The 21764-nt window shown below is 57.6% G+C and carries 23 protein-coding genes; 6 read left to right on the forward strand and 17 right to left on the reverse strand.

Features of this window, described 5'->3' with window-relative positions:
- Nucleotides 1–84: 84 nt before the first annotated feature.
- A complete protein-coding gene (locus EV586_RS11115; protein WP_132945160.1) occupies nucleotides 85–2316 on the reverse strand; it encodes a hypothetical protein in 2232 nt (743 codons plus the stop codon).
- A gap of 159 nt (nucleotides 2317–2475) precedes the next feature.
- On the opposite strand from EV586_RS11115, the gene EV586_RS11120 reads away from it, so the two are divergent.
- The 3 genes from EV586_RS11120 (at nucleotide 2476) to EV586_RS11130 (ending at nucleotide 5069) form a co-directional block, all read left to right on the forward strand.
- Nucleotides 2476–2802, forward strand: a complete 327-nt coding sequence (locus EV586_RS11120) for a hypothetical protein (protein WP_132945161.1) — start codon at nucleotides 2476–2478, stop codon at nucleotides 2800–2802.
- Nucleotides 2803–3312: 510 nt separating this feature from the next.
- Nucleotides 3313–4245, forward strand: a complete 933-nt coding sequence (locus tag EV586_RS11125; protein ID WP_165898534.1) for a peptidyl-prolyl cis-trans isomerase — start codon at nucleotides 3313–3315, stop codon at nucleotides 4243–4245.
- Nucleotides 4246–4328: 83 nt separating this feature from the next.
- Nucleotides 4329–5069 carry an N-acetylmuramoyl-L-alanine amidase family protein gene (locus tag EV586_RS11130; protein ID WP_132945163.1) on the forward strand — a complete coding sequence of 247 codons (741 nt, stop codon included), beginning with the start codon at nucleotides 4329–4331 and terminating at the stop codon, nucleotides 5067–5069.
- An 82-nt stretch (nucleotides 5070–5151) separates the two neighbouring features.
- Here the strand turns inward: EV586_RS11130 and EV586_RS11135 are convergent, their stop codons facing one another.
- The 9 genes from EV586_RS11135 to thiL form a co-directional block, all read right to left on the reverse strand.
- Nucleotides 5152–6123, reverse strand: a complete 972-nt coding sequence (locus tag EV586_RS11135) for a cation diffusion facilitator family transporter (RefSeq protein ID WP_132945164.1) — start codon at nucleotides 6121–6123, stop codon at nucleotides 5152–5154.
- A 143-nt stretch (nucleotides 6124–6266) separates the two neighbouring features.
- Nucleotides 6267–6764: a PepSY-associated TM helix domain-containing protein gene (locus EV586_RS11140; RefSeq protein WP_132945165.1), complete on the reverse strand. Its 498-nt coding sequence runs from the start codon at nucleotides 6762–6764 to the stop codon at nucleotides 6267–6269.
- Nucleotides 6765–7176: 412 nt separating this feature from the next.
- Nucleotides 7177–7869: a hypothetical protein gene (locus tag EV586_RS11145; protein ID WP_132945166.1), complete on the reverse strand. Its 693-nt coding sequence runs from the start codon at nucleotides 7867–7869 to the stop codon at nucleotides 7177–7179.
- A complete protein-coding gene (locus EV586_RS11150; RefSeq protein WP_132945167.1) occupies nucleotides 7866–9041 on the reverse strand; it encodes an AAA family ATPase in 1176 nt (391 codons plus the stop codon). Before EV586_RS11150 ends, EV586_RS11145 begins: the two co-directional genes overlap by 4 nt.
- 97 nt (nucleotides 9042–9138) lie before the next feature.
- Nucleotides 9139–10233 (reverse strand): tRNA (adenosine(37)-N6)-threonylcarbamoyltransferase complex transferase subunit TsaD, encoded by a 1095-nt coding sequence (gene tsaD, locus EV586_RS11155; RefSeq protein ID WP_132945168.1) that lies wholly within the window; start codon nucleotides 10231–10233, stop codon nucleotides 9139–9141.
- 7 nt (nucleotides 10234–10240) lie between these two features.
- A complete protein-coding gene (rimI, locus tag EV586_RS11160; RefSeq protein WP_243653023.1) occupies nucleotides 10241–10693 on the reverse strand; it encodes a ribosomal protein S18-alanine N-acetyltransferase in 453 nt (150 codons plus the stop codon).
- 23 nt (nucleotides 10694–10716) lie between these two features.
- Nucleotides 10717–11466 carry a tRNA (adenosine(37)-N6)-threonylcarbamoyltransferase complex dimerization subunit type 1 TsaB gene (gene tsaB / locus EV586_RS11165; protein WP_132945170.1) on the reverse strand — a complete coding sequence of 250 codons (750 nt, stop codon included), beginning with the start codon at nucleotides 11464–11466 and terminating at the stop codon, nucleotides 10717–10719.
- A complete protein-coding gene (gene tsaE / locus EV586_RS11170; protein WP_243653013.1) occupies nucleotides 11448–11924 on the reverse strand; it encodes a tRNA (adenosine(37)-N6)-threonylcarbamoyltransferase complex ATPase subunit type 1 TsaE in 477 nt (158 codons plus the stop codon). The genes tsaB and tsaE overlap by 19 nt, the downstream gene beginning before the upstream one ends.
- A gap of 4 nt (nucleotides 11925–11928) precedes the next feature.
- Nucleotides 11929–12936, reverse strand: a complete 1008-nt coding sequence (gene thiL / locus EV586_RS11175) for a thiamine-phosphate kinase (RefSeq protein ID WP_132945172.1) — start codon at nucleotides 12934–12936, stop codon at nucleotides 11929–11931.
- 404 nt (nucleotides 12937–13340) lie between these two features.
- Here thiL and EV586_RS11180 point away from each other — a divergent pair, with 404 nt between their 5' ends.
- Nucleotides 13341–15104, forward strand: a complete 1764-nt coding sequence (locus EV586_RS11180) for a glycerol-3-phosphate dehydrogenase/oxidase (RefSeq protein ID WP_132945173.1) — start codon at nucleotides 13341–13343, stop codon at nucleotides 15102–15104.
- A gap of 59 nt (nucleotides 15105–15163) precedes the next feature.
- On the opposite strand, the gene EV586_RS21110 is transcribed toward EV586_RS11180, so the two are convergent.
- The 3 genes from EV586_RS21110 to EV586_RS11190 all read right to left on the reverse strand — a co-directional run bounded on the left by EV586_RS21110 (nucleotide 15164) and on the right by EV586_RS11190 (nucleotide 16429).
- Entirely contained in the window at nucleotides 15164–15328 is a 165-nt protein-coding gene (locus EV586_RS21110) for a hypothetical protein (protein ID WP_165898535.1), read from the reverse strand.
- Between the two features lie 75 nt (nucleotides 15329–15403).
- Nucleotides 15404–15790: a YybH family protein gene (locus EV586_RS11185; protein WP_165898536.1), complete on the reverse strand. Its 387-nt coding sequence runs from the start codon at nucleotides 15788–15790 to the stop codon at nucleotides 15404–15406.
- Between the two features lie 6 nt (nucleotides 15791–15796).
- Entirely contained in the window at nucleotides 15797–16429 is a 633-nt protein-coding gene (locus EV586_RS11190; RefSeq protein WP_132945174.1) for an FMN-binding negative transcriptional regulator, read from the reverse strand.
- A gap of 114 nt (nucleotides 16430–16543) precedes the next feature.
- On the opposite strand from EV586_RS11190, the gene EV586_RS11195 reads away from it, so the two are divergent.
- Complete coding sequence (locus EV586_RS11195; protein WP_165898537.1) at nucleotides 16544–17359, forward strand: DUF4261 domain-containing protein; 816 nt, start codon at nucleotides 16544–16546, stop codon at nucleotides 17357–17359.
- Nucleotides 17360–17454: 95 nt separating this feature from the next.
- Complete coding sequence (locus EV586_RS11200; protein WP_132945176.1) at nucleotides 17455–18057, forward strand: histidine phosphatase family protein; 603 nt, start codon at nucleotides 17455–17457, stop codon at nucleotides 18055–18057.
- Nucleotides 18058–18175: 118 nt separating this feature from the next.
- On the opposite strand, the gene EV586_RS11205 is transcribed toward EV586_RS11200, so the two are convergent.
- The 4 genes from EV586_RS11205 to EV586_RS11215 all read right to left on the reverse strand — a co-directional run bounded on the left by EV586_RS11205 (nucleotide 18176) and on the right by EV586_RS11215 (nucleotide 21382).
- On the reverse strand, nucleotides 18176–18736 hold the full coding sequence (locus tag EV586_RS11205; RefSeq protein WP_132945177.1) for a hypothetical protein: 561 nt from the start codon (nucleotides 18734–18736) through the stop codon (nucleotides 18176–18178).
- Nucleotides 18733–19554: a VanW family protein gene (locus EV586_RS11210; protein ID WP_132945178.1), complete on the reverse strand. Its 822-nt coding sequence runs from the start codon at nucleotides 19552–19554 to the stop codon at nucleotides 18733–18735. The genes EV586_RS11205 and EV586_RS11210 overlap by 4 nt, the downstream gene beginning before the upstream one ends.
- 386 nt (nucleotides 19555–19940) lie before the next feature.
- Entirely contained in the window at nucleotides 19941–20096 is a 156-nt protein-coding gene (locus EV586_RS21115; protein ID WP_165898538.1) for a hypothetical protein, read from the reverse strand.
- Nucleotides 20093–21382 (reverse strand): tetratricopeptide repeat protein, encoded by a 1290-nt coding sequence (locus tag EV586_RS11215; protein WP_165898539.1) that lies wholly within the window; start codon nucleotides 21380–21382, stop codon nucleotides 20093–20095. The genes EV586_RS21115 and EV586_RS11215 overlap by 4 nt, the downstream gene beginning before the upstream one ends.
- Nucleotides 21383–21764 lie beyond the last annotated feature (382 nt).

A 21764-nucleotide genomic window follows, 5' to 3' on the forward strand; every position in this document is an offset into this window, starting at 1 on the left:
ATACAAATGGAGAAGGAATCTATCTTTTACAACCTGTTCGGCACGGCCGATCTGGAACAGGCTTCCGTCTCGAACGAGCTGCCTTTACCGTCGTAAGGATAACGAGCGCTTCGGGGTGCCGCCGGGTGCGGACTCCCCCTCCAGCCAGATCAGCAGCGTGGGGAACAGCGCAAACAGCGACATCATCGCCAGCACGACAATGCCGGAATCGTTGGTCAGCATTCCGACCAGACTCCCGGCAAGCATGCCGCCGACCGCCGTCCTGAACTCGGGATAGCGCGTCTGCCATGCTCTTTTTTCATGTTCGCCGGGAGCGAACAGCACGTAGGCGAACAGGGCGAGCAAGAGCAAAAACAGGCTCGGCCAGACCGACGAGAAGAGCAGGCGGACGAACATGTCCGACTTGCGGGCGAAGATCCGCGACATCTCCTCCAGCCCGCCGGAGAGCACTTGCCCCGCCGCCGCGCCGATATGCGAAGGCGGTGCGCTGGGCTGGTTGAGCAGGAACAAGATCACGCTTGCGCCAAACAGCGAGCCGAACAGCACGCCGAGCGTCGGGAGCAGCTTGAATTTTTTTTGCAGCGCCAAGCAGAGCCCCGTGGTGGCAGCCATGGTCAGCGCCCCGCCGGTGTTGGTGCCAAGCGCGGGCGAGGCGAAGAACACGGTCAACAGCGCCCCGCCCGCCACCGCGCCCCGCCCGAGCCAGCGCCGTTCCAGGCGCGGGGCGTGCAAAAGCGCCGCGTAGAGCAGCACGGCCGCGCCGATCACGACGCCCATGTATTCGTTGCCGACCCCGTAGTAGCGCGCACCGACGATCGGGTCATAGGACAGCAGCCCGCACTTGGCGAGCAGGCCGCCTTGCCAGGTGTCGGCGACGACGGCGAGGATCGTCCACGCGGAGAGCCAGACCAGCCGCCCGGTCAGCTTTTGGCAAAACGGCAGGATGCGAAACGGGATCGCGGCGACGAGCAGGTACAACGCCCAGAGCCCGCCCGCCACCTCCCACAGCCCGGACGGGCGCAGGATCGGCAGCAGGTACAGGCAGAGCGGCATCGCCAGCGCCGTCCAGAGCAGGACGCGGATGCCGCCGAGCGTGATCACCGTGCGCACGCGGAACAGACGCAGCACGGTGAGCAGCAGTCCGAGACCAAGCAGTGCTCCGACCGCGCCGAGCACGGTGGCCCGGTTGTTATACGTCCAGACGGTCGCCTCCTTCAGCGCGGCGAGGCGCTGCTGTGAAACGGCTGCGGTCGGCTGCAACGGGTAGCCGATCATCCCGTGGGGCTTCGGCACGCCAAGGAAGTGCAGCACGGTCGGCGCGACGTCGAGGTTGGAGACGATGCCTTCGCGCCGCGTCGTCGCCGAAGTCAGCACGGTGTCTTGCGTCACGCTGCCCCCGGCGGCGATCACCGGCGCGATCCACTCCGCCCGCGACTGGTCGTGGAGCGGCACTTGCGGCGAGGCGATCAGCAGCAGGCGGTTGGGACCGAGCTCGCCGGCCAATTTGCCGAGAAAGCGGTCCGCTTCGAGCAGCGCTTGACGGCGCAGGTTGGCGAACCGCTCCTCGGTGAGGTTTTGGCGATACTCGCCGACGCGGTAGAGGTCGGCGAGGTCAAAGACGACGAGCGCGGCGCGCCCTTGCAGGCTTTTGTAATCCGCCCACAGGCGGTCATAGTCGGTGCGCACGCCGTAAGGGCGGGCCGGGTCGCTTGTGAGCACGGTGTTCCCGACATCGCCAAACGGGGTGCGCCCCGACCTGTCGGACGTGAACAGCGCGGCGGGGCGCCACAGACGTGCCCCTTTGTCGCCCGAGCCGAGCACCGCCGTCTGCAGGCCGTGCCGCTGCAGCGTATCGCCAAGCGACACCGCCGACGCTTTGAAGTTCCAGCGCTCCTGTGTGCGCTCGATGCGCGGCAGGGACATCAGAAGCACTTCCGGCCCGCACGATCCGCCGTGCAGTCCGACGTGGACGGCGGCGACCGGGACGTCGTGGAGCGTCTCGTCGGCGTTGAAAGCGCGGATCTCTTCGCTTTTCAATTGGGCGGGCACGCCTGCTGCCATCGTCACATAGGCGTTGGCGTCGGTGCGCTTGCCGCCGGTGTTGACGTTCATCAAGGCGACGGCGCCGCGCCGGGACAGCTTTTGCAGCTCAGGCATGACGGCGAGGTCGTCGAAGCTGAGCCGATTGATCAGCACGAGCAGCGCTTGCCGGTCGGGCGCTGTATCGAGCGTCTGTGCGGACGCCTGCGCTGCCGGCAGCGGCGGCAGCAACGTCAGGAGCAGGCAAAACAGCAGCAACCGGATCATGGGGAACATGGCAGTTCCCTCCTTCCGCTAAGGTTCTACCTGCCAGTCTGCCCAGCAAAAAGCGAATTCAGGCAAGACTCCCGGTGCATTCGCTCCGCCGATGCATGATCTTCTTGCCGAATTGAGACGCTACTGGTAGAACGCTTTCTGGAGGAAGGACGTGCAGGCATGAACAACCAGAGCAACAGTCAACCCCAAAACAACGGGCCGAATCCCGGCCTGTCGGAGCGCGAGATCGAAGAGATCCTCGCCAGCAGCGGCGTCATCAACGGCACCGTCACCGACGGGGTCAAATTGGGCCAGGCGATCGCCGACATCCTCGTGAAAAACAACCAGTTGCTGATCCAGGCGATCCAGTCGGGTCACTTCAATCAAGCGCCGCTCGATGACACCCAAGGCCACAACCAGACCGCCCAGCCGACCCAGATGTGGGAAGCGGGTACCCGCCCGCAGTCGGGCCTGCCGCAGCCGGACACACAAACGAATCAGCCCTGAAAAAAGGATGTCTCCGCGGAGACATCCTTTTTATTAACAGGCATCGACAAAATGCTCAAGAATCCAACATCAAAACTGTGAGTATCTTTTTACAAATTTCAATTCATCCACACGATCCACAGACATATCCACAGCCAGAAACCTGATTTTTCAACATTTCTCCCGAAAACACCCTACTTATCCCCAAAACCCCCACCTACTTTACATAATTTTTTGAGGATATTTGTCGATTGAGAAAACGCCCTATTTCAACACTTTTCCACGATATCCACAATAGGCTGTGTACAACTCAGTGGATATGTGCACATCTCTGTTGATAACCTGTAAATTTCCAGGATAAGCTTTCGATCGAAATTTTATAAACAATACAAAAACAATAAAAAATAACAATTGAGTTTTTTCTAAAATGTCGCTATCATACAATTATAGCATTCCTGCCCTCGAGTGGCAGTTCAGACAGGTGATGAGATGAAAAAACGAATTTGGCTGACTATCGGTGGTCTAGTCATCTTGATCAGTGGCAGCGTGCTTCTGTTCGCCGGCCTGTTTTACAATCCGCTGCTGTTTGCGGTGGAGGAGCAGACGATGCGCAAGACGGAGTGGGAAGCGCTGCGCCCGTCCCTATTCGCCGGGCTGAACTACAGCCGGGAAGAAGAGCAGAACCTGCTTCAGCAGCGCAGTTTGGAAGAGCTCGTCCTGTTCAAAGGGCGGGAGCTCGGCATCACCGCAGACGAAGCGGCGGTCGCCAAGCAGCTCGAACAGCTCGGGACCACACCGGCCGACCGCGCCGCCGTTTTGAAGGATCTGCACATGACAGAGGAAGATGCCAAGAACAACTATCGCCGCGCCTTGGTCGGTTTTGAGTTGAAGAAGCGCATGACGCAAGACATGAAGGTCACCGAGGAAGAAATGCTCGCGTACTACAACGAGAACAAAATGAACTTCTACGTACCTGAGTTCCGCACGATTCGCTATCTGCGCGCCAAAGCGGACGATGCGGCGACCGTCTCGCGAATGAAAGGGATCACCGCCGCCAGCTTTCAGACGGTGATCGAGCAGTTCCAGATCGATCCGAACGGCCGGATGCATGCGTGGGAAGAGCTGGCCTCGCAGGCCGCCTTCGCGCAAAACACGTCGGAGCAGCTCGCCGCCTTTGCCTTTGCACAGCCGAAAGGAAAAGTCGCAGGTCCCGTGCAGGACGGCGAATGGATCTACTGGCTGAACATCGAAGACACGACCGAGCCGCACCAGCAGACCTATCAGGAGTCGCGCCAGAAGATCTACAGCCTGCTCTATCAGGAGAAGCAAGCCAACCAGTTTCGCTCCTGGATCGAAGCGCAAAAAGAGCCTGCAGGCTACGGCGTGTATCCTGACAACTTGACCGCCAGCCGGTGGGAAGCTTTCTGGAGCGACCTGCCGCACAACTTCCGGCTGCTGTTCTAAGCCGGATCTCATGCTGTCTATACGAAGCGCTGTGCGCTTTTTATAGAAAATAAAATATGCTCATACAAAGGGAGATGTTATCTATGAAAATGGCAAAAACTTTGGTAGCAGCACTGGTCTGCACCACCATTTTGTCCACCCCAGCTCTCGCTGCGAAGGACAACTCGCAAAGCGCAATCGCACCGGAAGGGCTGTCCACTTCCGAACCGGCACCGGCGAACTATAACCCGTCGCTGAAAAAAGCGAACGATGCTTCGATCGGCACTGAAGCGATCGGCATCGAAGCGAACCCGATCATCGTGCTCGACCCGGGCCATGGCGGTTCCGACCCGGGCGCTGTCGGCAACGGCATCGAAGAAGCGGACGTCGTGCTCGACATCGCGACCCGCTCCAAGAACTACATCGTAGCCAACTATCCGGCGACCGTGTACATGACCCGCACCGCTGACACCACGTTGACGCTGGGCGACCGCACCACGTTTGCCAACAACAAAGGCGCGAACTTCTTCGTGTCCTTCCACATCAACTCCTACACCTCTTCGACGGCAAACGGTCTGGAAACGTACTACTATCCGGGCAGCACCAACGGTCAAAACCTGGCGACCAACCTGTACAACAAGCTGAAAGCTCACTACTCCACCCTGCGTGGCGTCAAGTCGGCCGACTTCTATGTCCTGCACTACACCAACATGCCGGCATCGCTCGGTGAGACGGGCTTCATCTCCAACGCAACGGACGCAACCAACCTGAAGTCTGCCACCTTCAAGCAGAACCTGGCTGTCGCGTACTCCCAAGGTATGCACGTCTACTGGTGGGGCTTCTAATCCCATAGCAAGCAAAACAGCACCCGTTACGGGTGCTGTTTTTTTAATGCGTCCAAGACGCTGTAGGTGTTGCGGCTGTAGATCACTGGCAGGCTCCGTTCTCTGGCGCACGGCGCTCCCGTTCGATCTGGATCGTGGTGTGGGTGAGGCCGAACTGCCGGGACAGCACCGCTTCCAAAGCGCGCAGCACGTCATCGCTGCTGGCATCCTTGTCGATGACGACATGTCCGCTCATCGAGAGAAAGCCGGAGCTGACCGTCCAGATGTGCAGATCGTAGACCTCTTCGACGCGGGCGACGCCGAGCATGGCCTGTTTGATCTTGAGGGCGTCGAGGTGCGGCGGCACCGCTTCGAGCAGGACGGAGACGGTCTCTTTGAGCAGGCGGAACGAGCTGAGCAGCACCAGCACCCCGATGATCACCGAGATGATCGGGTCGGCGTAGTACCAGTCGGTCAGCATCATGATCACCGCCGCTGCGATCGCCCCGACCGAGCCCAGCGCATCGCCGAGCACATGCAAAAGCGCCCCGCGCACGTTGAGGTTGTGCTTGTGGTCGCCGCCGCGCATCAGGAACCATGCGCTGAGCAGGTTGGCAGCCAGCCCGATGATCGCGACGCCGAGCATCAGCCCGCTCTGTACCTCCGGCGGGTGTTGGAAGCGCTGAACGGCTTCCCAAAAGATGTACAGCGAGACGAGGATCAGCGTGAGCGCGTTGAACAGCGCCGCCAGCACCTCGGCCCGTTTCAAACCAAACGTGCGCTTTTGCGTCGCCGGTTTCGCGGTCAGCCACAAAGCGATCAGACTGACCGCCAGCGCCGCCACGTCGCTAAACATATGCGCCGCATCCGACAGCAGCGCCAAACTGTTGGTGAGGAACCCCCCGACCAGCTCCGCCACAAACACCCCACCAGTTATCACCATCGCGATCGTCAGCGACTTCCGGCTCCCGTCCCCGTGATGATGGTGGTGTCCGTGCCCGTGGTGATGCTGGTGATCATGATCGTGGTCGTGGTCATGATGATGCGTATGCTCATGGTGGTTGTGCGTTTCCATTCGACATCCCTCCCGTTGTGAATTTCCGCAATATATGAATACTTGCTCATATATTAGTTATAACATATTTTTACTGCCCGTCAATTCGATCGAGCAAAAAAATAAAGTCCGTTGTCAAAACGGACTTTGTGCTAGCATGCGATTCATTTGGCTGATGGCTTCCTTTTTCGTGGCAGAAAATAGACATATCCGGTAAGCACCAGCAGCAAGGTCAAGATCGACACCACTTCCAACACGGTGACATAGTTCAAGTCTTCCCATTCCCCGACGTGCAATCCGTAGAAAAAGTCTAAGATCGGGTCTTGTTTCAGCGCTTTGATCTGTCCTTCCTGATCGATGGTGAGCCGGAGAATTGGGTCGCGTTTCACATAGACTTTGAACATGTCTCCCGATTTGGAGATCGACTGTATCTCTTCCCATCTGTACTCACCGCTCTTCACCAATTGCTCTCCCACATAAGCGATCGTGTAATCGGCCGGCTGAGCTGCCACCGGAATCTGCGTCACTTTCAGGTCGGTCGCCGCTTCCTGATACCACGGCACATTCAACAGCAAAAACCCGGTCACTGCCCACATGATCAGAAACAGGCTGACGACCAGCCCTGCGATCCGATGAAACTTCCGATTGATCCGCCGAAACATAAAACTACCCCTCTCAAACTTCATGTGTACGTTCATCCGTTGATGATCTTACAGCAAAGTCCCAAGGGGCACTATGACTCAAACTGGCTATTTATTAAACTTTTGCGGTTCAAGATTTGTCTAAGATCGCACGAATTTTCTGTTCAACTACGTGACTGATTTCATCAAAAGTTCGATCTAAGCAGCTACATGTAAAATGGGCAATCTGCCAAACTGATGTTCAACGGCCAGCGGCTGTACCAATTTCCAGTGATGTTCAATCTTACAACCATCATCGATTGTGGAAATAAAATTACCTGAGTCCGGGTGGAATATCGAACTCAGGTCTGTGCCTAACTCAAAGGCCGGTTTTTACCCGCCATATACTTGACAGGGATATGTTCAAATGAAAAGGGCTATTTATAAGCTCAACTCACAATCTACCTAACATACGAAGAATTTCCTCTTCAAACGGCCGATATCCATACGGACACCGTTCCGCCATCGTTTGCAAGTCTGCTTTTCCTGACCAATCTCTCATCTCAATCCGATCATCCGGCAAAAACGTTCCCTTCCAATACTCGTCCACAAATTCTTCTGCTGCCCCAGAACACCATACATCATAGTCGCTGTCCGAAGCTTGCAAAAGTTGTGTTAGTGTTTCTTTAGGATCAGGATCCCGCTCCGGTGAATAACCCGCCTGCCAAAAGCGGCAAGTAGGACAATCTCGCCTTCCAATCCCCAGCCACTCAATCACATGATCCCGATCTGCAAGAATCCAAGCCTCGACCTCTTTGATCGCAAGCCCGAAGATAAACTCATTCTTTCCCTCTATCAACTCTCGAATTTCATTCTGCGCCTCTGTCGTCCGTGCACCATCCAGCAAAACGATAACATAGTCAAAATTTTTGCGAAATGCTGCCGGATCGGCATCTAACGCCTCGACCAGTTTACGAACTGCTACCTTCACTTCACCAAACCCCATGCCAAAGCCAACATTCTTTCGAATATCAGCACTAAAGTGCAACGGCCACTGCACATCCGCTTTGTTTTTCGCTATTGTCGTGATGAGCGGCGGAAGCAAAATATCATCTATCTCACCTTCTCCGAGAAAAGCCACCTTCATTCCGCCTCATCCCCCTGACGGTGCAAGAAATCGGAAAACCAGAGATTCCCCAGTGAATTATCGAATAGCAATTTCGCTGTCTCCAAATGTTCTTCCGAAATTCGCGATAATTTGGAACCACTGCCTGCTGAACCTTTTTCCATGACAAAGATGGAGTCCGTGTTTTCTTTTAGGATATCTAAGACATAAGGACTGTGAGTTGTCATAAATACTTGACTACGCAATTTCGGCTTGAGCTGGGTGACTTCCCGAATCAATTGAACAGCTGCGCGAAGAATCGGCGGATGCACCCCGTTCTCAGGCTCTTCGAACGATACAACAGAATGGGCTCGTTTCCCATATCGCAAATAAGCCATCGCAATCAGGCGCAGGGTTCCATCACTGATTTGCTGGCTATTGAATTGCAAAGTTCCACGCTCATCCCACTCATGCAACATGATCTCTTTGTATCCGCCTCTGCTCCCCTTGATCGAGATATCCTCAAGGGAGGGCAAAAACTTTTGTAATTTCCGTACCATTTTTTTAAATTGTACCTCATGATGCTTTTTCATCTCATCCAAGACTGACGCCAAATGCTGACCGTTCGGGCCTAAAGAGTCAGGTTCACCTCTGGATCGTTTCCGAAGCAGAGCAGGATCCCAAATCAAATAAGTCTGGATCCCCGTAATGAAATTCTTAAACCTTACGAGATCTGGAAAATCGTCCCCATCTTCATCTTCAATACTTGCTAATACACCAGTGTTGGGCGAATAAAAACTGCTCGTAAGATCCTCTCTTGAATGAAAGGTCACTTCTCGCCCTTTTCGAGTGAAGATTCGCTCCATTTTGCCGCCATTGGTGCTGACTCTCAGACGCTCTACTATTCTTTTTAATGGAGAAATCTTGACATAGTAGTTGTACTCATATTCTACTTCGTCCTCAACAAGACGAACGATGATATCCCAAGTAACTGATTTCTTGGACGTCTTATTGAAGATGTTCTTGAAATCAATTGCTCGCGTTTCCAGATAATAATCGAAAGCAGGAGAAGTGAACGCTTTCAAAAAGTCTATACTCTGCAACAATGATGATTTACCTGCCCCATTTGGCCCAATGATCACATTCATGTTCGAAAAATCGGCTTGGACGTCAATGAGTTGCTTAAAGTTTTGCACATGATACTGCGTAATCATGTTATCAACTCCTAGAATCTCTCATACCGCTATTATAAGATTTTCCAAGTATTCGCGTCCACAAACCAAGAAAAAAGGCGGAACTTCACGTCCGCCTTCAAACACTTTCGATCGTCTTCGCATCCGCCCACTTCGTCAGGCTCAAGCTGGCGATGGCGTTGAGATCAAGATCATGGAACTTTCCGGCATCATACAGCGGGAACGCCGCCGCCGCGATCATTGCCGCATTGTCCGTGCAGAGGTCGAGCGAAGGGAAATGCACATGGAACCCCTCCTGCCCGGCACGCTCCGTCAGGCGCGCGCGCAGGCCTTTGTTGGCGGCGACGCCGCCTGCCACGACCACGTTACGCACCCCCGTCTGATTTACCGCACGCACCGTCTTCTCCACCAGCACGTCCACCACCGCCGCTTGGAACGAGGCGGCGATGTCGGCCTGCACGATCTCTTCACCGCGCTGCTCAGCATTGTGCAAGGTGTTGATCACCGCAGACTTCAGTCCCGAGAAGGAAAAGTCCATCGACTCGTCATCGATCCACGCCCGCGGGAACGGGTAGGCTTCCGGGTTGCCTTCCTGCGCCAGCCGGTCGATCCGCGGGCCGCCCGGGTAGTCGAGGCCCATGGAACGGGCGATCTTGTCATACGCCTCGCCTGCCGCATCGTCGCGCGTGCGGCCGAGGAACGTAAACTCGCCGTGCGCCGGCATGTGCACGAGCTCCGTGTGCCCACCCGACACGACCAGGGCGATCAGCGGCGGCTCCATCCCGCCCGACAAAAAGTTGGCGTAAATGTGCCCCGCGATATGCTGCACCCCGATCATCGGGATGCCTTTCGCCCAGCACAGCCCTTTGGCGAACGCCACGCCGGTCAGCAGCGCCCCGACCAGACCCGGCCCGTACGTCACCGCGACGGCAGACAGGTCGTTAAGCGTCACGCCTGCCCGCTCCAGCGCTTCTTCCACCACGCCATTGATGCTCTCCACATGCTTGCGCGACGCCACTTCCGGCACCACGCCGCCGAAGCGCTTGTGGATCTCGATCTGTGAGGCGATCACGTTCGACAAGATCTCCTCGCCGTCCCGGATCACCGCCGCCGACGTCTCGTCACAGCTCGTCTCGATCCCCAAGATCACCACCGGCTTGCCGGCCGCGCGGTCGCTTTCGTATTTGCTTCGGATTCTCTGCACAAAGCTCATCCGCGATCTACTCCATTCCCGCAGCCGCGCCTGCATGCGGCAGTTCCGCCCACATGATCAGCGCGTCTTCGTTGTTGTCCGTGTAATAGCCTTTGCGGATGCCGTAGCTCTGGAAGCCGAGGCGGTCGTACAGCTTCTGTGCAGGCACGTTCGAAACGCGCACTTCAAGCGTCATCCGCTCCGCTCCGTGCGCCATGCTCAATGCCATCATCTCGCGCATCAACTGCTCGCCCAAGCGCCGTCCGCGCACCGTCGGGTCGATCGCGATGTTCGTGATGTGCGCTTCGTCCAAGATCACCCACATCCCGGCATAGCCGACCACTTCCCCCTCCAGCGTCACCACCAGATATTTGGCAAAATGGTTGTTGGTAAGCTCCGCCGCATACGCCTCGCGCGACCACGGCAGCGTAAAGGACCGGTGCTCAATCTCCATCACCCGGTCGAGGTCTTCCACGACCATCTTCCGGTATGCAAGCGGGTCTGTCACTCCGTCTTCCCTCCCGCTTCCTGCGCTTCCAGCCATTTTTTCTCCGCTTCGACCAGCTGCAAATACTCCGGCGCAAACGTCGCCGCATCATGCGCCTCGCCCGCTTCGAGCAGCGGAATGCCCACTTCCAGCAAATGTGCCGCCCGCACAAAATCATGGCTTGGGCTCGGCGCAAACTGCGCTTTTTCCCCGAGCCGTTCCCGCAGCTCCTCGCGATGCTGCTGCGCCCCGTCGCCGAGCAGGAGCACCTTCACCGGGCGCTTGTCCAAGCGGCGCACCACCATCCGCGAGTTGATCGCTTTGATCAGATCGTCGAGCACCAGCAGCTGGTCGTCGGTGATCTTGACCAGCTCGCCGTTTTGCAGCTCATAAAACGCCGTGTACGCCTGCTTGCGGCGCGCATCGAACATCGGCACGATCAGCGCATCGCTCATCGCCCCGTGCCGGGCCAGCCCGTCCAGCGACGACACGCCGAGCAGCGGGATCTGCAGCGCCATCGCAAACGCTTTCGCTGCCGTGACTGCGATGCGCACGCCCGTATACGAACCGGGCCCGCGCCCGACGACGATGCCTTGCAACGTCTCCGGCGCGAGGTCGAGGTTGCTCATCAGTCCTTCGAGCAGAGGCATCATCTTCACCGAATGATTCTTCGAAAGCTGCGTCGTCGCTTCGCCGAGCAGCTTGCCGCGTTCGCCAACCGCTACGCTTAACGTCTGTGTTGCCGTATCTATCGCGAGGTAGGGCACGTCTTCTCCAACTCCTTTAGCCTTGCTTCCGCGCGAGGGCCGGTCGCCGCGAAGCTGATCTCGCGGTCGGTCGGGGTCAGGTTGTGCACAGTCACCTGCAGGCGGTCTTCCGGCAGCACTTCCTGCAGCCACTCCGCCCATTCCACCACCGATACGCCCTCGCCAAAAAAGTACTCGTCAAAACCCAGGTCTTCTTCCGCCGCCGACTCGCCGAGGCGGTAAATGTCCATATGATACAGAGGGATGCGCCCCTCGTCATATTCCTTGATGATCGTGAACGTCGGCGACGAGACGGGCTCTTCCACGCCAAGACCCCGGGCCAGGCCCTGGGTAAACGTGGTCTTGCCCGCGCCCAGATCGCCCGTCAGGCACAGCAGATCGCCCGGTTGCACAATCGCTCCGAGCGCCTTCGCCACCGCCTGCGTCTCATCCACCGATCGCGTGTGATAGGTCAGCATCATGTCAACTCCCAAAATGGTTAAATCCCTTCGCCCGCAGCTCGCGGCGTGCTCCGTCCTGCACCAGCACCACGCCGCTGCCGGCCTCGACCTGTCCGATGAAGGTCAACGTCAGGCCCGCTGTGGCAAAAAGGGCTTCGAGCTGCGCCCGCTTGGCCGCCTCGATCGTGCCGATCAGCTGATAATCCTCGCCGCCGAACAGCGCCCATTGCAGCGGATCAAGCCCGCGCAAGTCCGCATAGGCGCGCACGCTGTCATGCACCGGAATCTGCTCAGCATTCACGACCAACTGCACGCCACTCATCTTGGCGATCTCGTTCAGCTCGCTCGCCACGCCGTCCGACACATCGTTCGCAGACGTGCAGGCGCCCGAATGCAGCAAGATCCGCCCGCCTTGCACTTGCGGGGCCGGACGCTGATGGAAGCGCAGCAGGTCCTGTCGCTGCTGCTCGGAAAGAGCCAGCCCTTGCCCCTGCTCCAGCCATTCCAGCCCGGCTGCCGAACCGCCGACCGTGCCGGTCAGATAGATCAAGTCGCCAGGTCGGGCACCGGAGCGGAGCAGCGCCTTGCCTGCTTCCACTTCGCCCAGCACTGTCACCGAGATCACAAACGGACCGGCCGTATTCACCACATCGCCGCCGACGACATGTGTTCCATATTCTGTGCAAATCTCCTGCACACCTATGTACAGCTCTTCCAGCCGCTCCACGTCGAGGTCGGCGGGGATGGCCAGCGACAGCACCGCATGTTTGGCCCGGCCGCCCATCGCCGCGATGTCGGAGATCGAGACGGCGAGCGACTTGTAGCCGAGCGAGCGGTCGTCGATCGTGTCGCGGCGGAAATGCACGCCTTCGACCAGCATGTCGGTCGTTGTCACCACCTGCATGTCAGGTGCATATTGTACAACAGCAGCATCATCGCCGATGCCGACCACAACGCTCTCATCCGGCTCGCCCAAACGGGCAACCAGCCGGTCGATCAGCCCAAATTCTCCGAGTTCGTGGATTCGCATCGTCACACCGCCCTTATTTTGCATGTTCCTTATTATACCTGACGGGCGCAAAAGGCACAAAATACCCATTTTATTTTCGCGCGTTATCGCGTATCTTTAAAGTAGAAGAAAAACTACTTACGATGAGGTGAAGTTGCTTGGGCAGTATAGGGATGTTTCTTGCGGAAGCTTTTTTCATGGGGGTAATCTTTGCGGGCGTTTGGCTTTTGGTGCGCTACGTCTTTAAGCAAACGGACGGTGCAGAAAAAGTCCGCGCGCAAGAACCCATCAAACTGGTTCCGTGTCTGGAGAAACACCACGACAGTCGCGCATCTTAATCGTACAGAGAGCAGGAGCCCTTTACGGGCTCCTGCTCTTTTTATAAAATTTTACATATACCTGTTGAAAAGGTGAGGTGAACGCACATGACGGAAAGCGGCTGGATGGGCCGTCCCCGCTCCTATTGGGTCGGGCGGCTGCGGCAAGACGTGTTTGATCTGATCATCATCGGCGGCGGGATCACCGGGGCGGGCATCGCCCGCGAAGCCGCGCTGGCCGGACTGCGCGTGGCGGTGCTGGAAGCGGCCGATTTTGCGGCCGGCACCTCTTCGCGCTCGACCAAGCTGATCCACGGCGGACTGCGCTATCTGGCCCAAGGCCATGTGCGCCTCGTGCGCGAAGCCGGCACCGAGCGTGCGGTGCTGCGCCGCCTCGCCCCGCATCTGGTCGAACCGGTGCCGTTTCTGCTCCCGATCTACCAAGGCATGCAGCACGGCAAACTGGCGATGTCGACGGCGATCTGGCTCTACGACCGTCTGGCCGGAGTGGCGAAAGCGGAGCGGCGCCAAGTGCTGTCCGCAGCCGAGCTGCTCCAGACCCACCCGCAACTGGCTCCGCAAGGGCTGCAAGGCGGCGTGCTCTACCACGAATACGTCACCGACGACGCCCGCCTGACGCTGGCGACGCTGCAGAGCGCAGCGGAGTGGGGCGCGGTTGCGCTGAACGATTGCCCGGTGCAACAACTGCTCACAGCTGACGGCAAGCTTTGCGGCGTCGTCGGCTACGACCGGGTGACCGGCCAGCCGATCGTCGTCAGCGGACGCGCCGTGGTCAACGCGGCCGGGCCGTGGATTGAACACGTCTTGGCGCTGGAAGCGGCACCGGGGGAACTGTCGCAACATTCGGGCGGGCAGCAAGTTGCCGCCTCGCGCCAGAACGACAGACTCCTCCCCGACGACAACACGCCCGCCTCTGATGGCCGCACGCTCGCCCGCGCCCCTAACAGCGCGTCTTCCCGCGTCACGCACAGCCGGGGAATTCACCTGTCGTTCGATGCAGAACGCTTGCCGCTCCCGCACGCCTTGGCGGTGCAAACGCCAGACGGCCGCCTCGTCTTCCTGATCCCGAAAGGCGACATCACCTATGTCGGCACGACCGACCAGCGCTACGACGGCGACCTGCAGCACCCGGTCGTGCCGAGCGGCGAGATCGACTACCTGCTGAGCATCGCAAACGGCCTGCGCCCCGACCTGCACTTGACCGGGGAGGACGTGATCGGCATCTGGTCGGGCGTGCGCCCCTTGGTCAAAGAGGAGAAGCAGGACACCAAAGACGTCTCCCGTGAAGACGAAATCTGGGTCTCCCCGGCCGGCCTGATCACCATCGCCGGGGGCAAGCTCACCGCCTACCGCAAGATGGCCGAGCGGGTGCTGGCGACCGTCCGGGAGCAGCTCGGAGTAGGCGGCGACTGGCAGCGCCGCGACGAGCTGTCGGCCAGCCTCCCCCTCTACGGCGCCAAGTCGATCCCCGGCACCGACATCGCCAAGTGGTGGCAGAGCGAGCTCAAGCGCCTCACCGACCGCCACGCCGTGGCCGAAACGGACGCCCGCGCCCTGCTCCACCGCTACGGCGACCGTGTGGAGGCCGTGCTTTCCTGCGGCGCGGCGAAGCGCCTCGTGCCGTCCGTGCCCTTGCTCGAAGCGGAGATTCCCTACATGGTGCAGCACGAGCAGGCCAACCACCTCGACGACATCATCGGCCGCCGCACCGAGCTCGGCCGTTTCCGCGGTCGGCAGCTGCGCGAGCTGATCACCCTCGTTTCGCAGCGCATGGCCCCCCTGCTCGGCTGGACGGAACCCGTGCGGGAGCAGGAAGTGGAGCGCAGTTTGCGCGAGTGCCATGTAACATAAAAAACGCCAAAAAAGCAGGTGCGCCATCCCGGCACACCTGCTTTTTCTCTATTCAGCCCTTAACTTGCGGCCCACAACACAATGCCGACGACGGCGGCGAGGACGATCAGGGTCAGCGCCCAGGACTTGACGGTGCTCCCCACTGAACTTTTGCTGCTTGCGCTGCTGTCGATGTCTGATCGAATTTCATTGTTACGGCTCGAGTGAACGTTGAAGTCTTCCATCGCTGTTCCTCCTCTACAATGAAATGTGCTATACATTTCGAGGAGCGAACGATGTTTATGTCGCGGTCAAGTCCCTTACTTCTGCTCGATGCTCAAGTGCTCATGGATGATCTGCCAGCGTCCGCCCTGCTTGACGAGCACGTTCGTGCCCCGCCCGCCGCCTTCGCACAGCACGCCTTCGATGTAGCCCTGCCAGTAAAACTCGTAGGTGCAGGTCGACACCGTGTCGCTCTGGGCGATCCAGCGCACGCCGCGGATGCTGTAGACTTCTTCCTTCACCGTCGCCCATCCTTGGTCAAAATAGGCACGGATCGCGGCGATGCCCTCACAGCTGCTGTCGGTAAACCAGTAGATCGCGTCTTCGGCGATCAACTCCGCCACCTGCGCGAAATCGTGCGAGTTGGTGGCGTCTTCATACCTTTTCAGAAACAGGTTCAGTTCGGCGATGAGCGTCTTGTTCATGGGAGGTTACTCCTTTGCCGTTTTCTGGGCCGCCCGCTGTTCCATCAGCCCGGCGACCGCGTGGGCCTGACCGTTCTCCTGCATGCGCAGCCCGGCAATGACGTTCTGCTGCAACTGCGCGGATTTGTTCTGATTGAGTTTTTGCTTGCCTTCCAGCCTGGTGATCACGATCTTGAAGCCGACGATGCCGCCGAGAATGCGCTCAGCATACTCTTGGCTCTCCGCCACCTTCCACGGCTTCTCCATGCCCGCTTCAAAAAAGTCGGTCGTGCGGTCGAGCAGCTCCAACAGCGCGTCCCGCTCCTCGAACATTTCGATCTGTCCGTACACGTGCACGGCGGTGTAATTCCACGTCGGCACATTGCCCGGCTCCTGATACCAGGTCGGCGAAATGTAGTGGTGCGGCCCGGCCAGGACGACCAGCACGTCCTTGGCGGTGCTTTTCCAGTGCGGGTTGGCGCGGGCCATGTGTCCGTACAACACCCCATATTCCCCTTCCTGCTCGACCAGGTAAAACGGCAGATGCGTGCCGGTCGGCCCCTGCTCAGTCTGCGAGAAGAGAATGCCAAAGGAGTGCGCTTTGACAAACGCTTGGATCTCCGCGAGATCTTCCATCTTAAAATGCGGCGGCGTGTACATAAGGCGCTCCCTCCGTTTCCCCTTTAATTGTAAATCTTTCCCGCTCCTGTGTGAAGAGTTCTTATGCTATTGTAGAGGTTGAAAAAAGACGAAACTTTTGCTGGAGTTGGAATGATGGACACGGGATTGACACGAACGTATCAGGTCGAACTTTTCTTCGACGAACGGCCTGAGCTCGATCAGGAAGCGCTGCGCAAAAGCTTAAAAGCGCGCGTCGGCATCGTAGAACCGCTGGAGACCGGCGAGCAGAGCACAGATCTGCTGGCTTTTTTCCTGCACAATCATGCGGTGGAATTCAAAGGCGGCCAAGTGCCGGTGCAAACGGCGATGCATCTGGTCGAAGGCCCGCCCAATTTTGATAAATTAGCTCCGGCGCTCGGCCAGTCGTTCCACTGGACAGGCGCGCGGGAAGCGTTAGCAGGCTGTCGCTACACGATGCTGATCCACGACCTGTGGGCAATCGCGATGCCGTACAAAGCGCGGATGGAGCTGTTTCATCAGATCGTGCAGGCGGTCATGGAGATCGCCAAGCCGAGAGCGCTGTACTGGCCGCTCAGCCAGCTGTTGACCGAGCCGGGCGACTACCTGGCGTCACAGGAACTGGAGCCGAAAGACCTGTTGAACGGCGCAGTCTCGCTGCGCTTTTTCCATGTCGACGGAAGGCCCGGCGAAATGATCGTCGACACGCTGGGCTTGGCGGTGCACGGGCTGCCCGATGTGCAATGCCACTTCGCCGGGCTCGACCCGAATGAAGTGGGCAGCCACTTGTACAACATTGCACACTATCTGTTCGACCACGGAGATCTCATCGAAGATGGGCACACGATCGAAGGCACGATGCCCGGAGAGAAATGGCGCTGCCGCCGCGAGCTGTCACTGGTCGGGCCGGAGCGCGTCGTGCTGAACCTCGATACCGGTACCATCAGGTAATGGGTGATGTGAAAAGGGAACCAAACTTTCGCTTGCGGAGTTTGGTTCTTTTTAATATGCTTGTGCACACACGACAGAAGAGGGGGAATCTGGGAATGGAGATTTTGCTGATTCGTCACGGGGAGTCGGAAGCCGACCTGCTGGGCGTACATGAGGGGCGGGCCGATTTTTCCTTGACCGGGCTGGGGCGCCGGCAGGTAGCCGCGATGGCGGAGCGCGTGGCGGCGGAACTGATGCCGGAGCGCATCTTCAGCAGCACGCTGCAGCGGGCGCAGCAGACGGCAGCGGTGCTGGCAGAGACGACGGGCGTGGAGCTGCAGTTCTTGCCCGACCTGATGGAGATCAACAACGGCAAGCAGGCCGGACTGCCGCTTGAAGAAGGCAACCGCCTGCATCCGATCCCGGCGCTGCCGCATGTGCCGTTTGCAGACGGCGAGTCGTGGTTCCAGTTCCGCATGCGGGCGGAAAGCGTGCTGTCGGAGATTGTGACGGCGTGTGCCGGGAAGCATGAACGCATCGCCATCGTGTCGCACGGCGGGATGATCTCGGCGCTGATCCAGTCGTTTTTGCGGATGCCGGCGATCAACTCCTGCTATTTTCACTCCGGCGATACGGCGATTCATGTGCTGGTGCATCAGGAACCGCAACGGGTGGTAAAAGTGATGAACGATACGAAGCATTTGAGCACGCTGGCCTAGCTGAGCGGCTCGCGCGTCAATACGTCCACCGGCAGGCGTCCGGATTTTTGTCGAACAAAAAGCCGCGGAACGTCGCTTGTCGCAGGTGGTGAAGCAGAGGCGTGTGCCCTGCTTCTTTTTATTTGAGGTTCAACGTCGTTTTCAGCAGATGCTCCGCCTGTTTCCAGAAGCCGGGGACGGCGCGAGTACCGCGGTCGAGGGTGAGCTGTCCGTAAGTTGGCGAGCTCGGGCTGCTGCAGTCGCGCGACCAGTTTTGCAGCCAGACTTTCCAGCTCGGCTCTGCACTCGACTCGTCGCGCACCACTTTGAAGGGCATCGACGGTTCCGGACAGGACGATTTTTCTTTGTAGTCAATTTCCAAAAGGTATTCGACCGTGTTCGCGTCGATCTTCGTTTCGGACAGGATGTTCATCGCGACGACCGTCTGGTTTTGCATCCCTTGTTCATAATCGGTGCGTTGAAAGGCGAAATCGCCTTCATAATCGTCGTCGCGCACGATGCCGATGACGCTGTCGACGTCATTGTTTTGAGCAGCCGCCATAAAAATCTGGATCGCCTCTTTTGGCGTGGCTGCCACCACTTTCGGGGCGGACAGCGAACTTTTCAAATAGAGCGGCGTCGCCATGAGCAGGATCAGGAGGAAAGGGGATAGGATCAGGGCAATTTTTTTCAAGTTCATATTACGGACTCCTCTCCATGCGACAATAGCGGGCTGTACATCATGTAAGCGTGATTTTCGGTGACAAATTCATCGCCGGTCTCCCGCCCCTGCCGGTCATATACTTTGCGCCAGATCTGGTTGTGCCGGGTAAAACCGCCCCAGTAGTGCTGCTGGAAACGATGCTCTTTTTCATAGACGCGATAGGTCACTTCGGCCGGCCGCTTCGCGCGCCATTCGCCGACGAGATCGGTGTCGGTCAGGTAGATGTGCAGGCAGAAGGTCTGATCGGTGTCGTTGCGAATCTGCAGGTCGACATAGTTGTAGGCGCAAGTAGCGCCACTGCCAAAGGGCTGTGTGCGGTTGCTGTCCGGAAACACGTCGTATTGATGCCGAAAGCGTTCGGTGACGGTGAGCGGCGTGTGCAGCGTGATCCAGTAGAGCAGATTGGACAGCTGGCACAGCCCGCCGCCATATCCCGGCTGAAAGCCGCCGCCGTGCAGCACCATGCCTTGCTTGTAGCCGTTGCGCTTGCTCGGCGAGCCGATCAGCTTCCAATAGCTCATCGTCTCCCCCGGCTGCAGCACCAGCCCGTCCAGCTTCGGCACGGCGAGGCGCAAGTTGTGCACCTTGTTCTCCTGCAGCCACATCTCCACGTTGCGCAGCTGCCGGTACAGCGGCGTCCGATGCTCCGCCTGCACAGCCGCAAACGCCGCCGCATCCGCCTTCCCGCTCGCATACGCCGTCCCCGACAGATACCACTGCCCCATCCGTCGCGCCGTATAATACAACCGCCCCGCCTGCATCCGCAGCCAAGAGCGGTGGATCGGTTCTTGCATGAGTGGTCGCTCCTTTTTTGCTAATCATTCCCAATGATTAGACTACAGAAAGCAGCAATTGGTTACAATACCTCACAACCTGAATTTTCCACTGGAACAAAGTGGATCTTTTGCTCATTCGTCCTGCCAGTACACTCAACTTAACCAGATTGATCACGCATCTTTTCTTGATGACCTGACGCAGATGGTCGAGAGAATCCCCGCGCGAATCCTCACTGCTTCTGTAAACAAGGAGGAGCTCTGCAAAAAAGCGTTAAATATGCTGAACCAAGGTCTGTCCAAGATTCGATCAGGACTGGCCTTTTTGTCCATTCAGGCATCCCAACATCCCGCCTAAAAAATCGAAAACCCCATATGGAACGAGCCATAAGGGGTTGAAAGGAAGATTACTTGGTTTGTGCCAACGGATCTGGATCGAAAATGTTCGGTTTCACAACCAAGGGATCCGGATCAAAAATTTTGGCGGATGCAGCAGATCCTGCAACTGCCTGTGTTGCGAAAATTGCGACAAACAGCAAGGCAAGTACTCCATACTTCTTCATAGAACAATACCCCTCTCTTCTAATATCAGCCGGCTGTAGCCCCGAACTTCCTTCGTGATGCCAAATGCGCGCTTGTAATCGTCCGCTTCGAGGTACAACTCAGCAAGATCATACATCGTGTCATCCCATTCGGTGATCGCATCCATGTGCTTGAAGCAGTCAGCCGCCATCTGATACCGGCGGATCGCTTCGTCACGCTGATTGCGTGCTTTGGCGATCTGTCCGTGAATGCGATTGATCCACCCTTGATACATATGCAGTTCGGGCAGCCAGCCGCGGGCATCACGGCACAGCTCCGCTGCTCTTTGCAAATCCCCCTGCTGCAATCGAAGTTTTGCGAGTTCGACGATCGCCATCCCCATCTCTTCCTTCTGCCCCAGTTCCTTGAGTTTAGCGATCCCCTGCTCCAGCATCGCTTCCGCTTCTTCAACCATTCCCTTGTCTGCTTGAAGAACTGCGCACGTCACTTGGAGCTTGACCGTCATCAGCACATTGTCCAATCCATTAAAAATGGCTGTGGCGCGCTCCGAATAGTCCGAGGCTTTCTCCAGATCATTCAGACGTTTGTACGACATCCCAAGTCCCATGTAGACATGACCGATCTCGTACAAACTCCCCACCGACTCATACAAGCCCGACGCCCCATTATAATAATCGAGCGCTTCGGTCAAGTTGCCCAGCTTCGAGTGCACCAGCCCCAGATTAAACAAAATGCTCGCCTTCAAAAATACGTCCTGCTCTTCCATCTTGTCCGCTTCTTCCAGGCCCTTGTGCCACTGGTACGCGGCGAGCTGGTAGCGTTTGCGGCGGAATTCGACGAGGCCGATGTTTTTCAGGGTGAGGGCCTGTTGCTGGTGGTCCTGGCGGAGGATCGACAGCTCGTACACTTGGTTGAACAGCTTCTCCGCTTCGGGCAGCTGGCCGGTGTGGAGGTAGCAGTCGGCCAGCTCAAACATGATGTCCATCGTCGAGATCTGGGTGCGCGGCGTCTCCAGCAGCTCTTTTAGCAGCGGGATCGCCGAACTGTGCTCTTTGGCCGCCACCATCGCGCGCGCCATCTTGTAGGTGCTCACATACTCCAGATTCAGGTCGACATCTGACAGCAGCTTCTCAAGCGGCACCTCGAGCCTTTCTGCAACTGCGAAAAGAATCTTGTACGACGGCCGCGCCCGATCGGACTCGATCTGGGAGATCATGCTCGGTGTGCAAAGTCCTTTTGCCAGGTCAATCTGGGTGATTCCTTTCTTCATGCGCAACTCTCGAATGCGCTGCCCAAGGGAAAACATTTGCAATCCACCTGCCATTTCTATTTTATCTTATCTGCTTAGATTATACAATAGGAGAATTAATTTGTCCATAAAGACTTTACTATCATTTTATGTTTAAAGCTAATTTGTCGAATCATACAACTTTTTTGATAGCCATTTACAGGAATCCTCTTCCGTTTTGCAGGGTCTTACGCACACTTTCGACCCGTTTTTGGGCATAAAAAACCGCCCCTGGCACAAGGCGCAGAGGCGGATGCAACCGACCGTCAGTTTTTCCAAACCAGCGGTCATCGCAATAGGAAAGTAGTGGTGTGATTCCGTCAACTCCATCGTACGATGAATCAAATATGAAGTCAACCGTTATCAGAAAATTTTTGATCATTACACGATGGTTACGAGA

Origin of the sequence: Tumebacillus sp. BK434 (assembly GCF_004340785.1) — a bacterium.
Classification (GTDB): domain Bacteria; phylum Bacillota; class Bacilli; order Tumebacillales; family Tumebacillaceae; genus Tumebacillus_A.